The 13,034-nt window shown below is 72.9% G+C and carries 12 protein-coding genes; 4 read left to right on the top strand and 8 right to left on the bottom strand.

The genetic code is table 11. The features are described from left to right. Window positions 1–45 precede the first annotated feature (45 nt). A complete protein-coding gene (locus SSP29_RS10565; protein ID WP_089100283.1) occupies window positions 46–1,218 on the bottom strand; it encodes a right-handed parallel beta-helix repeat-containing protein in 1,173 nt (390 codons plus the stop codon). Window positions 1,219–1,422: 204 nt separating this feature from the next. Between SSP29_RS10565 and SSP29_RS10560 the strand changes: the two genes are divergently transcribed. Continuing rightward, on the top strand, window positions 1,423–2,277 hold the full coding sequence (locus tag SSP29_RS10560) for an LLM class F420-dependent oxidoreductase (protein WP_089100282.1): 855 nt from the start codon (window positions 1,423–1,425) through the stop codon (window positions 2,275–2,277). Between the two features lie 49 nt (window positions 2,278–2,326). Here the strand turns inward: SSP29_RS10560 and SSP29_RS55335 are convergent, their stop codons facing one another. The 3 genes from SSP29_RS55335 to SSP29_RS10545 form a co-directional block, all read right to left on the bottom strand. Beyond that, window positions 2,327–2,935: a TOPRIM nucleotidyl transferase/hydrolase domain-containing protein gene (locus tag SSP29_RS55335; RefSeq protein ID WP_089100750.1), complete on the bottom strand. Its 609-nt coding sequence runs from the start codon at window positions 2,933–2,935 to the stop codon at window positions 2,327–2,329. Window positions 2,936–3,442: 507 nt separating this feature from the next. Beyond that, window positions 3,443–4,318 (bottom strand): PhzF family phenazine biosynthesis isomerase, encoded by an 876-nt coding sequence (locus tag SSP29_RS10550; protein ID WP_089100281.1) that lies wholly within the window; start codon window positions 4,316–4,318, stop codon window positions 3,443–3,445. Between the two features lie 29 nt (window positions 4,319–4,347). Further along, complete coding sequence (locus SSP29_RS10545; protein WP_089100280.1) at window positions 4,348–5,106, bottom strand: TetR/AcrR family transcriptional regulator; 759 nt, start codon at window positions 5,104–5,106, stop codon at window positions 4,348–4,350. A gap of 142 nt (window positions 5,107–5,248) precedes the next feature. Between SSP29_RS10545 and SSP29_RS10540 the strand changes: the two genes are divergently transcribed. Next, complete coding sequence (locus SSP29_RS10540) at window positions 5,249–6,442, top strand: FAD-dependent oxidoreductase (RefSeq protein ID WP_089100279.1); 1,194 nt, start codon at window positions 5,249–5,251, stop codon at window positions 6,440–6,442. Window positions 6,443–6,503: 61 nt separating this feature from the next. On the opposite strand, the gene SSP29_RS10535 is transcribed toward SSP29_RS10540, so the two are convergent. Continuing rightward, window positions 6,504–7,136, bottom strand: a complete 633-nt coding sequence (locus SSP29_RS10535; RefSeq protein ID WP_089100278.1) for a TetR/AcrR family transcriptional regulator — start codon at window positions 7,134–7,136, stop codon at window positions 6,504–6,506. Window positions 7,137–7,278: 142 nt separating this feature from the next. Between SSP29_RS10535 and SSP29_RS10530 the strand changes: the two genes are divergently transcribed. Next, complete coding sequence (locus SSP29_RS10530) at window positions 7,279–8,301, top strand: aldo/keto reductase (RefSeq protein WP_089100277.1); 1,023 nt, start codon at window positions 7,279–7,281, stop codon at window positions 8,299–8,301. Between the two features lie 20 nt (window positions 8,302–8,321). Here the strand turns inward: SSP29_RS10530 and pip are convergent, their stop codons facing one another. The 3 genes from pip to SSP29_RS10515 all read right to left on the bottom strand — a co-directional run bounded on the left by pip (window position 8,322) and on the right by SSP29_RS10515 (window position 12,388). Beyond that, window positions 8,322–9,305: a prolyl aminopeptidase gene (pip, locus tag SSP29_RS10525; RefSeq protein WP_089100276.1), complete on the bottom strand. Its 984-nt coding sequence runs from the start codon at window positions 9,303–9,305 to the stop codon at window positions 8,322–8,324. A gap of 112 nt (window positions 9,306–9,417) precedes the next feature. Beyond that, window positions 9,418–10,335 (bottom strand): peptidoglycan-binding protein, encoded by a 918-nt coding sequence (locus SSP29_RS10520; protein ID WP_089100275.1) that lies wholly within the window; start codon window positions 10,333–10,335, stop codon window positions 9,418–9,420. 100 nt (window positions 10,336–10,435) lie between these two features. Continuing rightward, the gene (locus SSP29_RS10515) at window positions 10,436–12,388 is read right to left on the bottom strand and encodes an ATP-binding protein (RefSeq protein ID WP_089100274.1); all 1,953 of its coding nucleotides are present in this window, start codon (window positions 12,386–12,388) and stop codon (window positions 10,436–10,438) included. A 246-nt stretch (window positions 12,389–12,634) separates the two neighbouring features. Between SSP29_RS10515 and SSP29_RS10510 the strand changes: the two genes are divergently transcribed. Next, on the top strand, window positions 12,635–13,033 hold the full coding sequence (locus SSP29_RS10510; protein ID WP_089100273.1) for a hypothetical protein: 399 nt from the start codon (window positions 12,635–12,637) through the stop codon (window positions 13,031–13,033). The last annotated feature ends 1 nt before the right edge of the window (window position 13,034 follow it).

Raw genomic sequence — 13,034 nt, 5'->3', positions numbered from 1 at the left:
CGTCCACACCCTGTGGATACCCGGGCCGAGTCGCGTGCCGGGGTGCTAGGGGTTGACGACCGTCCCGCCGAAGGTGACGTTCAGCCTGCCGGAGGAGGCGAAGGACCAGCCGAGGGCGCCCGAGTAGGAGGCGCACCGGGAGCCGTTGGTGCCCGTCCAGAACTGGTCGGAGCTGTCGGTGTCGCCGACCGTCCTGTCGTTGGAGCCGCTGACGGCGAACCGGCACGAGGTGTCGGTCCGGAACACCGAAGTGCCCTTGTCGAAGGAGAAGTTGCGCTCGGCGTTGTCGATGCCCACGTTGTTCGAGACGGTCATCGTGCCGGGGTTGCTGTTGTAGGTGAACCCGTGGTGCCCGTTGCCGTAGGCGATGTCGTGCTGCACCACGTGGTTGACGGCGATGTCGTCGCCGCCGAGCTTGTAGCCGTTGCGGTCGCCGTCCCCGCTCTGACTGCCGTCGCTCAGCGTGCCGTTGCCGTAGGAGAGCGAGTACTCGACGGTGACCGGCCCGATGGCTCCGGTGTCGGTCTTGGTGTACAGGTCCCAGCCGTCGTCGATGTTGTGGTGCGAGACGTCGTACCGGAAGACGTTCCCGGTCCCGGTGGTCAACTTGCTGGCGAACCCGTCCGCGTCCTCGCCGTCGCTGTCCGCGTTGTCGTGCGACTCCGAGCTGACGACGAGGTTGTCGGCGGGCCACTGGCTGCTGGGCGTGCTGGAGGAGATCCGGCCGAGCTGGAGCCCCGTGTCGCGGTTGTACGCGGTCACGGCACGCTCGATGACGTTGTGGCTGCCGCCGACGTAGATGCCGTTGTCGCCGGCGTGCTCGACCGTGAGTCCGTACAGGTGCCAGTAGTCGGCGAAGAGCTGGATGCCGCGGTTCGACGAACTCTCGCTCTGCGCCGAGAAGTCGAGGACCGGGGTCTCGCCCGGGTAGGCGGAGAGAGTGGTGAGCGCGCCCGAGGTGCCGTTGGAGCCGGCCGGGATGGTCACGGTGGCGGAGTAGGCGTACGTCCCGCCGCGCAGGTAGATCGTGCCGCCGGCGGCGATACGGCTGATCGCCGAGGTGAGCGTGGTCGGCGCGGACTGGGTGCCGGCCGCGCCGTCGGTGCCGCTCGGCGACACGTACAGCACGGTGGACGCGGCCTGCGCGGGGCTGCCGGAGAGTGCGACGAGCGTGCCGGCGAGCAGGCCGACGGCCGCGACAACTGGTCTCACGTGCATCTTCGTCTCCGTTCGTCTCCATCGGGGACCTTGCGGAAAGCGCTTTCTCTGCGAAGCTAGGAGGGTGTCGCGGGTGCGTCAAGAGACATGTATGTAATGGCAGTTCATGAGTGTGATCACGAGAGTGTGTCGGCGGATGGCTGGCTGTCGGCTATTTCGATGCTGATCGGAATAGCCGGCCGAGGCCCGCCGGTTGTCCGGGGTATGGACGAGATCTCCAGCAAGATCGACCTGGGTGCCATCGGTGTGTGGCGCCACGACAAGACGGAACCCGGCCTGGCCGCCGAGCTGGAACGCCTCGGCTACGGCACGCTGTGGCTCGGCAATGTGACCGACCCGGACCTGGCCGTGGTCGAGCAGCTGCTCGATGCCACCGGGACCCTGGTCGTCGCCACCGGCATCGTGAACATCTGGTCCAGCCCGGCCGACCGGATCGCCCGCTCGTACCGGCGCATCGCCGAACGCCACGCGGACCGCTTCCTGCTGGGCGTCGGCGCGGGCCATCCGGAGGCCACGAAGGAGTTCGTACGGCCCTACGAGGCCCTCAACGACTACCTGGACGTCCTCGACGCCGGCGGTGTCCCGGTCGCCCGCCGGGCGCTTGCGGCCCTCGGCCCCCGTGTCCTGCGTCTGGCCGGCGACCGCACGGCGGCCGCCCACCCCTACCTCGTCACCCCCGAGCACACCCGCCGGGCCCGCGACCTCCTCGGCACCGGCCCCCTCCTCGCCCCCGAACAGAAGGTGGTCCTGGAGACGGACCCCGCCAGGGCCCGCGCGATCGGCGACGCCACGCTCGGCCGCTACCTCGGCCTGACCAACTACGTCGGCAACCTGCGCCGCCTCGGCTTCGACGACACCGACTTCGCGGACGGCGGCAGCGACCGCCTCTTCGACGCGCTGATCCTGCACGGCGACACGGCCCGGGTGGCGAAGGGCCTCCGGGCCCATCTGGACGCGGGCGCCGACCATGTGGCGCTGCAGGTGCTGCACCCCGACGGCACCGACCCGCTGCCGGCCTACCGGGCGCTGGCGGGGGCGTTGGGGCTGGGGGGCGAGTAGAGATCCCCGGAGTTCAGGGGTCCGAAGTGGGCCGGAGATCCGAAGAGGTTCAGAGACTGGCGAACAGGGCGTCGAGCGGTGCGGGTACGCGGTCGGGGTCCAGGGCCTCGACGAGTACCCGGCCGTAATGGATCTTGCGGCCCGATGTCGTACCGAGGAAGCGGCGCAGCTGCTGCTGCTCGGTGCGGCCCTGCTGGGCGGGCTGGTTCAGGAAGGTGCGCAGGGCACGGTGGTCGCCCTCGGCGCGGACGAGTTCGACGACGCGGGGCGGCCCGAGGGCGCGGATCAGCTCGTCCTCCAGGTCGGCCGCGCAGACGAAGAAGCCGTGCTCTGCGGCGCCGGCCCGCTCCAGGCCGCGGGTGTAGTAGGGGCGTTCGCGTTCGTCGCAGAGCCCGGTCAGGCGCAGGCCGAGGCCGGTCGGCCCGAGGAGGCGGGCGAAACGGCCGACGTTCATCGCCCCGCCCATCGACAGCACACAGACCCCTTCGGCCGCCGGGTCCCGGCCGCGCAGGGCGGCCAGCGCATCGACGGCCGCGAGGTCGCTGGGCCCTTCGAGCAGCACGGCGACCCGCACGCCGAGCCGCTCGGCGAGTTCCCGCGCGGGCCCCTCGGACCCGCCGCCGGCCCATGCGCGGACAGCTTCCCGGAAGGCCGCCATGTCCGGCGCGCGGGGCGTCCCTGCGGAGCCCGCCGGTCCGGCTGAGTCGGCCACGGGCTCTGCGCCCGCCGCGCCTGCGTACGCCACGGGCTCCGCGTCCGCCGGGCCGGCTGTGTCCGCCGCGGGCTCGGGCTCCGTGTCCGCCGCCGCTGTGTCCGCCGCGGGCTCCGCGTCCGCCGCGCCGGCTGTGTCCGCCTCGGGCTCTGCGCCCGCCGCGCCTGCGTACGCCACGGGCTCTGCGTCCGCCGGGCCGGCTGTGTCCGCCGCGGGCTCGGGCTCCGTGTCCGCTGCCGCTGCGTACGCCACGGGCTCCGCGTCCGCCGCGTTGGTCCCGCCTTCTGTGTTCGTCCGGTCTTCGGCGTGTGCCGCGTCTTCGGCGTGCGTCCCGTCTTCCGCGTGCGCCGTGTCCGGCGTGTCCGTCATGGGGACGAGTCTCCGCCCGGGTCCGGCTGCGGTGCCATGGAATATCCGTGGTGCGGCCGCGCCGGACCCCGGCGGTGCGGCGGCTCAGGCGATGCGCGCTCCGGTGCCGCCGACGTGGACGCGCGGGTCGCCCGCGCGCAGGGTCACCGTGAGTTCGCCGGGGCGGCCCAGGTCCTCGCCCTGGTGCAGGGTGAGGACGGCGTCCTCGGGGACCAGGCCGAGCTCACGGGCGTACGCGCCGAACGCGGCGGCCGCGGCGCCGGTCGCCGGGTCCTCGACGACACCGCCGACGGGGAACGGGTCACGGACGTGGAAGACGGTCGCCGACTCCCGCCACACCAGCTGGACCGTGGTCAGGTCCAGACGGTGCATCAGCGCTTCGAGGCGCGCGAAGTCGTACGCGAGGTCCGCGAGGCGGGCGCGGGTCGCCGCCGCGAGCACGAGATGGCGGGCGCCGGCGAACGCGATGCGGGGCGGGAAGGCAGGGTCGAGATCGGTGGCCGGCCAGTCGAGCGCGGCGAGCGCCTCCGCGAGGTCGGCGTCGGGGATCTCCTCGGTGTGCGGCTCGACGCTGGTGAGCGTGGCCCGGACCGCCCCGCCCTCCTCCGTCACCGCCACCGGCACCGTGCCCGCACGGGTGGCGAACACCAGCTCCCCGGGGCCGGTCCGCTCGGCGAGCGCGACGGCGGTCGCGATGGTGGCGTGCCCGCAGAACGGCACCTCGGCCTTGGGGCTGAAGTAGCGGATGGTGTACGCCCGTCCGTCCCGGCCGCCGAGGTCCGCCGGGGGTGCGGTCAGGAACGCCGACTCTGAGTAGCCGAGTTCGGCGGCGATGGCGAGCATGCCACCGTCGTCCAGACCGGTGGCGTCCAGCATGACGCCGGCGGGGTTGCCGCCCTCGGGGGAGCTGGAGAAGGCGGTGTAGCGCAGGATCTCGGGCCGCGGCGGGTTCGTCGTCATGGTCGCGGCAACGTGGGGCGGGCCGACGGCTATTCCTGGCCGGGGCGGGGCTCCCGGCGCTGGGTGGCGGTGATGCCGGCGAGGACGAGATCGATGCCGGCGAGGAACTGCTCGCGGTCGTCGTGCCCGCGGATCTGGTCCGCGACCGCCCGGGTGAACGGGTACTCGTCAGGGTCGAGTTCCTCCCAGGCCGTGGACACGGTGTCGAGGAAACGGGCGCGGTCCACGCCGGGTGCGAGGGCGCGGGCGCTCGCGCTGTTCGCGGCGTTCTGGCCGGCGGCGCCGAGGACGTAGTGCACCAGCGCCGAGGTCACCGTGAACCAGCTGCTCTCGGGCACGTCGAGAGCGCGGACCTGCTGACCGATGCTCTCGAACATCCGCGGCGTGACCGTCCCCCAGGGACTGCGGGAGAGCTGCGCGGCGAGCTGCGTCGCCAGCCACGGATGCCGCTCGATCGCTTCGAACAGCCCGAGCGCGACGCCCCGGATCCCGTCCTGCGGCGAGGCCTGGGGCTCGGGCTTCTCGGGCGGCGACTGCCGGGTTCCGGCGGTGCGCCCGACGGCCACGGCGGCGGCGACGACCGCGTCCGTGACGGCGGCGAGCAGCTCGTCCTTGTTCGCCACGTGCCAGTAGATCGCCCCGGGCCCGGTGGCGAGGCGTTCCGTCAGTGCCCGGAACGTCAGCCCGCTCTCGCCGGCCGTGTCGAGCAGCTCGACGGCGGCCTCGACGATGCGCTCCCGGGAGAGCGCCTCTGTGCGCCGCTGTGACCGGCGTGTCCGCGTTGCCATGGCGCCATCTTGACATGGTTGGAGCGCCGTTCCAGCATGGAACAACATTCCAGCATGGAATGTTGTTCCAGATGTGCCGTTCCAGATGTGCCGTTCCAGAAGGCGGGCCCCAAGGGGCCGGCCCCTTCCCGGAGGAGTCACCATGCGCACGCCCGTCACGATCATCGGAGCCGGACTCGGCGGCCTCGTGCTCGCCCGCGTCCTGCACGTCCACGGCATCCCGGCCACCGTCTACGAGGCGGAGGCCTCCGCGACGGCACGCCCGCAGGGCGGGATGCTCGACATCCACGAGCACAACGGCCAGCCGGCGCTCCGGGAGGCAGGCCTGTACGAGGAGTTCCGCGCCCTCGTGCTGGAGGGGCGCGAGGCGACCCGGGCCCTCGCCGCCGACGGCACCGTTCTCTTCGAAGAGGCCGACGACGGCACGGGGGGCCGCCCCGAGGTGCTGCGCGGCGAGCTGCGCCGGATCCTGCTCGAATCGCTGCCGACCGGCACCGTCCGGTGGGGCCGCAAGCTCAGCGGCGTCCGCGTCCTCGGCGAGGGCCGCCACGGGGTGACGTTCGCCGACGGCACCGCCGTCACCACGAGCCTGCTGGTCGGCGCGGACGGCGCGTGGTCACGGGTGCGGCCGCTGCTGTCCGCCGCCGTACCCGAGTACACCGGCACCTCGTTCGTCGAGACCTACCTGTTCGACGCCGACCTCCGGCACCCGGCCGCCGCGAAGGCGGTCGGCGGCGGGGCGATGTTCGCGCTCGCGCCGGGAAAGGGGATCCAGGCCCACCGGGAGACCGGCGGGACCCTCCACACCTACGTGGCGCTGCGCAGGCCGCAGGAGTGGTTCACCGCCGCCGGCTTCACCGATCCGGCCGCGGTCGCCCAGGCCGCCGTAGCTGCCCCGGCCGCAGCAGTCGCCGGGCGGATCGCGGCGGAGTTCGACGGCTGGGCCCCCGAGCTCACCGCGCTGATCACCGACGGCGAGACCGCGCCGGTCCTGCGCCCCCTGCACACCCTGCCCGCCGGGCACCGGTGGGACCGGGTGCCGGGGGTGACCCTGCTCGGCGACGCGGCCCACTTGATGATCCCGAACGGCGAGGGCGCCAACCTGGCCATGTACGACGGCGCCGAACTCGGCAAGGCGCTCGCCGCGCACCCCGACGACACCGAGGCCGCGCTCACCGCGTACGAGCAGGCCATGTTCTCGCGCAGCGCCGCGGAGGCCGTCGACGCGGCCGGTCTCCACGAGCGCATGTTCGGCGCCGACTCACCCCATGGCCTGATCGCCATGTTCGCCGGAGCGGGGGCAGGGGCGGGAGTCGGCGCCGAGCGGACCGCGTGAACGCCGCGGCAGGGCAGCGGGGTTGCCGCAGACCTCGTACCTGCCCGTCAGGCCCGGCATGTCACGTCGTGCGGCGCAACCCGGTGACGAGAAGGCCGACCAGGCGGCGGGCGTCGTAGCGGGGGTCGTGCTCCGCGCCGATGCAGAGGTTGCCGACGCCGCGCATCAGCTCGTACGCCGTCAGGTGGGCGTGGATCTCGCCGGCCTCGGTCGCCGCGTCGAGGAGCTGGGTGCAGACGGGGACGAGGCGGTCCAGGAAGTAGGTGTGGAGGGTGTCGAAGCCCGCCTGGTCGGAGTGCAGGGCGGCGGCGAGGCCGTGCTTGGTGGCCAGGAAGTCCACGAAGAGGTCGATCCACTCACGCAGCGCGTCGTACGGGGTCGGGGCGCCGGCCAGCAGCGTCGGGCCGGCCTCGGCGCAGGCGTCCACCTGGTGCCGGTAGACCGCGATGATCAGGTCGGCACGGGTCGGGAAGTGCCGGTAGATCGTCGCCGTGCCGACGCCCGCCCGGGCCGCGATGTCGCGCACCGGCGCGTCCACGCCCGACGCGACGAACGCCGCCGCGGCCGCCTCCAGCAGCGTCACCTCGTTGCGCCTGGCGTCCGCCCGCCGGGGCCGGGCCGCGGCCGTCTGCTCCTCGGCCGTCTGTTCCTTGACCGTCCGCCGGGGCCGGGCCGGCCGTTCCTCATCCTTCATCGTTGCGCTCCCTCCGCCGTCACCCTATCGGGGCGTTGCTAAGCGGGACAGTGTTCCGTATCGTCGAAGACATGAAGCGGGACACGGTCCCGTTTAGGGCATCTGCCTTTCTTGTCTTTCCGCCATGTGAGGAGACGCAGTCATGCAGTACCGCACCTTGGGCCGCACCGGCGTGCAGGTCAGCACGCTCGGCCTCGGCGCGATGAACTTCGGGGCGATCGGGCGCACCACCCAGGAGGAGGCGACCGCGATCGTCGACGCCGCCCTGGACGCCGGGATCAATCTGATCGACACCGCCGACATGTACGGGCAGGGCGAGTCGGAGGAGATGGTCGGCAAGGCGATCGCCGGCCGTCGCGAGGACATCGTGCTGGCCACGAAGGCCGGCATGCCGATGGGGGACGAGCGCAACCACCGGGGCGGTTCGCGGCGATGGCTGGTCACCGAGCTGGAGAACAGCCTGCGGCGGCTCGGCGTCGACCACGTCGACCTCTATCAGATACACCGCTGGGACCCGGCCACGAGCGACGAGGAGACCCTGTCGGCACTGACCGATCTGCAACGCGCCGGGAAGATCCGCCACTTCGGCTCCTCGACCTACCCGGCGTACCGGATCGTGCAGGGCCAGTGGGCCGCCCGCGAGCACCACCTGAGCCGGTACGTCACCGAACAGCCCAGCTATTCACTCCTCCAGCGGGGCGTCGAGTCCCATGTCCTGCCCGTGACCGAGGAGTACGGGATGGGCGTGCTGGTGTGGAGCCCGCTGGCCTCCGGCTGGCTGTCCGGCGCCGTGCGCAGGGGTCGGTCCATCACCACCAGCCGCGCCGGTCTGCTGCCCGACCGCTTCGACCTCACCCTGCCGGCCAACCAGGCCCGGCTCGACGCAGTGGAGCGGCTGGCCGCCGTCGCCGACGGGGCCGGGCTGACCCTGATCCAGCTCGCCCTCGGCTTCGTGACCGCGCACCCCGCCGTCACCACCGCCCTCATAGGCCCCCGCACCCCGGAGCACCTGCGCTCCCAGCTCGCCGCCGCCGACACCGTGCTCTCCGCCGACGTCCTGGACGCTGTCGACGCGATCGTCGCCCCCGGCACCGACCTGGCCGCACACGAGAAGTACGACACCCCGCCCGCCCTCCTCGACCCGGCCCTGCGCCGCCGCGGCTGACACACTCAAGGCGGGTCGGTCTAGTCCCGGCCCCGGTCACCCTCCTTCGCTTCACCGAAGCGGGCGATCGCCGCCAGGGCCGTCCGCCGCAGCGTGGGACTGCCGGTGTGGCCCGAGTCGTCGATCACCTTCAGTTCCGCGTCCGGCCAGACCTTCGCCAGCTCCCACGCGGTCTTCAGCGGGCTGCCGATGTCCAGCCGGCCATGGATCAGCACCCCCGGAATGCCGGCCAGCCGATGGGCGTCCCGCAGCAGTTGGCCGTCCTCCAGCCAGGCGTCATGGGCGAAGTAGTGCGCACAGATACGGACGAAGGCCATCAGGGCATCGTCGGGCCGGTCGCTGTAGGCGCCAGGACTGCCCAGCACCTCGTGGGCGATGACGGCGTCCTCCCAGGTGCACCAGGCACGGGCCGCGGCGACCCGCACCGCGGCGTCCGGACTGTTCAGCAGCCTGTTGTAGGCGGCGACGAGACTGCCGTCACGGTCGGCGGGCGGCAGGGCGTCGCGGAAGGCCTCCCAGGGACCGGGCAGCAGACGGCCCACGCCGTGATAGAGCCAGTCGGTCTCCTCGGGGCGGGTCATGGTGACGCCGGAGATGACGATCTCGGAGACCCGCTCCGGGTGGCGTTCGGCGTAGGCGAGGATCAGCGTCGAGCCCCAGGAACCGCCGTACAGGAGCCAGCGGTCGATGCCGAGATGCTCGCGCAGCCGTTCCATGTCGGCGATCAGATGGCCGGTGGTGTTGTGCGTGAGACCGACCGACGGGTCGGATGCGTGCGGCCGGCTCTCGCCGCAGCCGCGCTGGTCGAAGAGGACGACCCGGTAGACCTCGGGGTCGAACAGCCGACGGCTCCCGCGGCGCCCCCCGCTGCCCGGGCCGCCGTGCACACACAGGGCCGCCTTGCCCTCGGGGTTGCCGCTGGTCTCCCAGTAGATCTGCTGGCCGTCCCCGACATCGAGCAGACCACGGGCATACGGCTCGACAGGGGGGAACTCCTCGGGCATGAGGCTCTCCATCCGGAAAGGGGTAGGAACAGCCTTGCATCTTGACGGAGTTGGCGGAGGAGAGGGCCGCGAAGGCCCGGGGCGGCGCCGGCCCGGGCCTTCACCGGGGGTGTCAGGAGAAGAGGAGGCGCCAGGTCAGCGGGCCGGGGGTGCCGTCGGCGTCGCCGCGGAGTTCCTTGCGGGACTTCTGGAAGTCCCGCACGTTCAGCCGGTCGGCGTCGCCCCAGGTCCGGCTCGGGCCGACCTTGTAGTGGTCGCCGAAGCCGCGCTTGACCAGCTGCCTGCCGAGCTTGAGGACGTAGGAGTTCGAGGCCCCGGTCACGAAGAACTTGCGGCCGGGGAAGGCGGGGATCTTCGGCTTGGTGGTGGTGGTCTTCGGCTCCGGGTCGTCGTCCACGTCCAGGTCGGCCTTCGCGTACTTGACGATCCGGGCGAAGTCGATGGCACCGGGGTCGCCGTGGACGTTCTCGGGGACGTGCGTGTGCCCGCACACCCCCCTGAAGTCCGTCCACTGCGCACCCGTCATCCGCTGGCCCGCACCGTCGCCGTACGACGAGGGGTAGGCGGGCCAGGACTTCGGGCCGGACAGCGCGACGCCGTGCTGCTCGTGCATCCAGGCCAGGAAGTCGGCGACCCCCTTCAGGGCCCAGTCCGGCGCGTCCGGCCAGTAGACGTGGGCGTGGCCGGCGGACGTCCACTTGGCGTGGGTCTTCGGGTCGCAGGTGCCGGTCAGTTCGACCTGGCACACGTTCATGGTGTTGGTCTCGACACCGCCCTTCAGATTGACCAGCGCGCGGGAGGAGGTCTCTATGTCGAAGTGCTGGTACCACTTCAGCTTTCTGGCGGCGAGGTCGGGCACCGCCGTCAGATTGGGGGCGGTGGCCCCGCCGTCGTAGGTGGGCAGGGTGTAGCCCTCCGTGGTGTGCAGGACGACGACGTTGACCTCCATCGGGTCGCCGCCGAAGTCGTCCTGGTACCAGGTGGCGCGGCTGGCGCCGGGGTAGCGCTGGGGGCCCGTCTTCGTGCTCATCACGACTCCTGAGGTGAGTGTGTTGCCGGGGATCTGCTGATCCGCCGGAGAGAGGAGAGCTGTGGAGGGGGTGGCAGGGGTGGCAGGGGGAGCGCCCTGGTCAGGGAGGCGTCGGTGCCGTCGGGCCCGCCGCCCGACGGTGCCGGTCGAGGCGGCCCGGCTCGCTGTCGTCGCGGCCCGCGAGCGTGCGGGCGAGGGCGGCGTGCCGAAGCTGCCGGGACGACGGGGTCTGGGTGCTCAGCACCACATCGCGGGGCAGTTCGGGCAGCCGGTAGCGGCCGGTGCCGGGCGCGCCGGGATCGGCGTCCCAGACCAGGATCCGGGCGGTCACCGCGGCGTCGATCAGGTGCAGGAGCTCGTCCGGGGCGACGCCCTGGACCGCGGCGAGCAGGTCGAGGTCGAGCCGGTCGCCGTCGGCGGCCGCATAGGTGAGCATGGTCCGGGCCGGTTCGGGGAGCTCGACCAAGCGGGCGTGGACGATGTTGCGGACGGCGGCCGGTACCTGGGCCTCCGGTCCGAGGCGCCGGTGGGGCGGCAGCTTGAGCAGCTCGGCCAGGGCGAACGGGTGCCCCTCGGCACGCCGGTGCAGCGCGGCCGCCGTCTCGGGCGGGGCCTCCTCGCCGCGTGCCGTGAGCATGTCGGCCACGTCGTCGGCGGTCAGCGGCTCCAGGGGCAGCCAGGCCGCGCCGAGCAGGGCCAGTTCGGCGAGCAGCGTGCTGGAGACGGGGGCGTCCGGGTTGCGCAGGGTGCACACGAACAGCACCGGGGCTTCCCGCAGCACCTGGGCGAGCCGCCGCAGCAGACGGTGGAAGCCCTGCGGCGCCCGGTCGAGGTCGTCGACGACGACGAGCGTGGGCGCCTGGGTGAGTTCGCGGACGACCGTGGCGAGGGGGTCCTTCTGCGCGACCTCGTCCTCGGCGGAGTCCTTGCCGTCCTGCCGCAGCGCGTCCAGGAGCTGGACGGTGGGACAGGTCTGGACGATCCCGCGGTTGCCGCTGAGCGCCTGGCCGGCCCGGGTGCGGGCGACGGTGAAACCGGCGGCCTCGGCACGGGCGGCGGCCTCCTCCACCAGCCGGGTCTTGCCCGCCCCTTGCTCGCCGCCGATCACCGCCCAGTGGGGGCGGTTCGCGGTCGCCTCCGACAACAGGGCGGCCAGCTGCGCCATCTGTTCGCCGCGGCCCACGAAGGGCGCGGCCGTGGCGGCCGGTCGCGGAGGGGCGCAGGCGGTGGTGAATTCGGGCCCCGGGGGCGGGGACTGCGGCCCGGCGGTGCCGAGGACGACGACGTCGTGCCGCAGGATCGCGGTGTGCAGGTCCCGCAGCCGGGGGCTGGGGTCCAGTCCGAGCTCCGTGGCGAGCATGTCGCGGAACCGCTCGTACCGCTTCAGCGCCTCGACCGGCCGTCCGGCCGTGTAGAGGGCGCGCATCAGCAGCGCCCAGGAGGTCTCCCGGAGCGGGGCCTTGAGGACGAGGCTCTCGGCGACGTCGATCGCCTGCTCCGTCTCGCCCTGCTGGACGAGGAGCGCGGTCCGCAGCTCCCTGGCGTCGTGGAGGGCGCCGTCGAGCCGGGTGCGCTCACGGATCGCGAAGGCGTGCTCACCGGCCTCGGCCAGGGCCTCGCCGCGCCACAGCCCGAGCGCCGCGTCGATCTCCTGCCGGGCGAAGGAGACCTGACGGTTCCGCATCGCCTCGCGGGCCCGGCCCACGCCGTCCTCGAAGAGCGCGGTGTCCCGGGCCTCGCGGGGCAGCTTCAGGGCATACCCGGCGGTGCCGCTGACCAGCATGGCGGACCTGCCCTGCCGGACCGGGTCGAGGACCGAGCGCAGCCTGCTGACGTGGGCGCGCACCGAGGAGGCGGCGCCGGTCGGCCGGTCCGTCGGCCACAGGTCGCGCAGGATCGTGTCCTGCGAGACGGGCCGGCCGTCCTCGACGAGCAGCCGCAGAAGCAGCAACCGGCGCTGCCGGGGCCCCAGGTCGAGGGGCACGTGGTCCCGAAGGACCTCCACGGGGCCGAGCACGCCGAACCGCATCTCCTGTCCTGGCCGGGGGTTCATCGGGTGGCTCTCCTGGGCGGTACGGGGCGCGCAGATACGTCACCGCTTCATGTGACGGTTAGGCAAAGCAGTCAATCAATGGTTCGTTGCCCGGGTGTTGTCGGGTTGTTGTTCGCGGTGTTGTTCGTGGCGCAGGCAGTGGTGCGGCGGGCCGGGCCCGTACTCAGGTCGCCCCCGGGCATCCGGACGGCCGGTCTGAGTACGCGCACTCTGTCCGGCGTCCGGCCCGGCCGGAACGCTGGGGGCATGCGACTTCACAAGCCTGTGCTCCGGGCGTCGGTACCGGTGTGCGTCCTCGCCGGTGTGTCGGTGGCGGCCTGGGCCGCCTGGCTGGGCTGGGACCAGCAGTACGACGTGCGGCCCGACGGGTCGACCAGCGGGCCGTACGCGGTCTGGCAGGTCGTCGGGCTGGTCCTCACCCTGCTCGTGCCCGTCTGCTGGGCGGCGGCCCGCGGACACAGCGCGGCCGCCGTGGGCGGTACGACCGCGGGGCTGACCCTCGCCGCCTGCGTCGACTGGGCGGACGATGCCAGCGGGCTCTTCGTGGTCGGCGTGGTGCTGGTCATGGCCGGGACGTTCGTCGCCACCGCCGTGGTCTCCGCCGTGATCGACACCCTGCGGCGGGATCTGCCGCTGCCCCGGTGAG

It is taken from the genome of Streptomyces hyaluromycini, assembly GCF_002217755.1.
Classification (GTDB): domain Bacteria; phylum Actinomycetota; class Actinomycetes; order Streptomycetales; family Streptomycetaceae; genus Streptomyces; species Streptomyces hyaluromycini.
Note: the sequence above shows the minus strand (reverse complement) of the source record. Positions and strands in the feature narration are given on the sequence as shown.

Bases quoted from the DNA above. Each gene is read 5' to 3' on its own strand.
- SSP29_RS10535 (WP_089100278.1), bottom strand. From the start codon at position 7,136: ATGAAGGATGAGGAACGGCCGGCCCGGCCCCGGCGGACGGTCAAGGAA.
- SSP29_RS10550 (WP_089100281.1), bottom strand. From the start codon at position 4,318: ATGACGACGAACCCGCCGCGGCCCGAGATCCTGCGCTACACCGCCTTC.
- SSP29_RS10540 (WP_089100279.1), top strand. From the start codon at position 5,249: ATGCGCACGCCCGTCACGATCATCGGAGCCGGACTCGGCGGCCTCGTG.
- SSP29_RS10510 (WP_089100273.1), top strand. From the start codon at position 12,635: ATGCGACTTCACAAGCCTGTGCTCCGGGCGTCGGTACCGGTGTGCGTC.
- SSP29_RS10565 (WP_089100283.1), bottom strand. From the start codon at position 1,218: ATGCACGTGAGACCAGTTGTCGCGGCCGTCGGCCTGCTCGCCGGCACG.
- SSP29_RS10515 (WP_089100274.1), bottom strand. From the start codon at position 12,388: ATGAACCCCCGGCCAGGACAGGAGATGCGGTTCGGCGTGCTCGGCCCC.
- SSP29_RS10545 (WP_089100280.1), bottom strand. From the start codon at position 5,106: ATGGCAACGCGGACACGCCGGTCACAGCGGCGCACAGAGGCGCTCTCC.
- SSP29_RS10530 (WP_089100277.1), top strand. From the start codon at position 7,279: ATGCAGTACCGCACCTTGGGCCGCACCGGCGTGCAGGTCAGCACGCTC.
- pip (WP_089100276.1), bottom strand. From the start codon at position 9,305: ATGCCCGAGGAGTTCCCCCCTGTCGAGCCGTATGCCCGTGGTCTGCTC.
- SSP29_RS10520 (WP_089100275.1), bottom strand. From the start codon at position 10,335: ATGAGCACGAAGACGGGCCCCCAGCGCTACCCCGGCGCCAGCCGCGCC.
- SSP29_RS55335 (WP_089100750.1), bottom strand. From the start codon at position 2,935: ATGGCGGCCTTCCGGGAAGCTGTCCGCGCATGGGCCGGCGGCGGGTCC.
- SSP29_RS10560 (WP_089100282.1), top strand. From the start codon at position 1,423: ATGGACGAGATCTCCAGCAAGATCGACCTGGGTGCCATCGGTGTGTGG.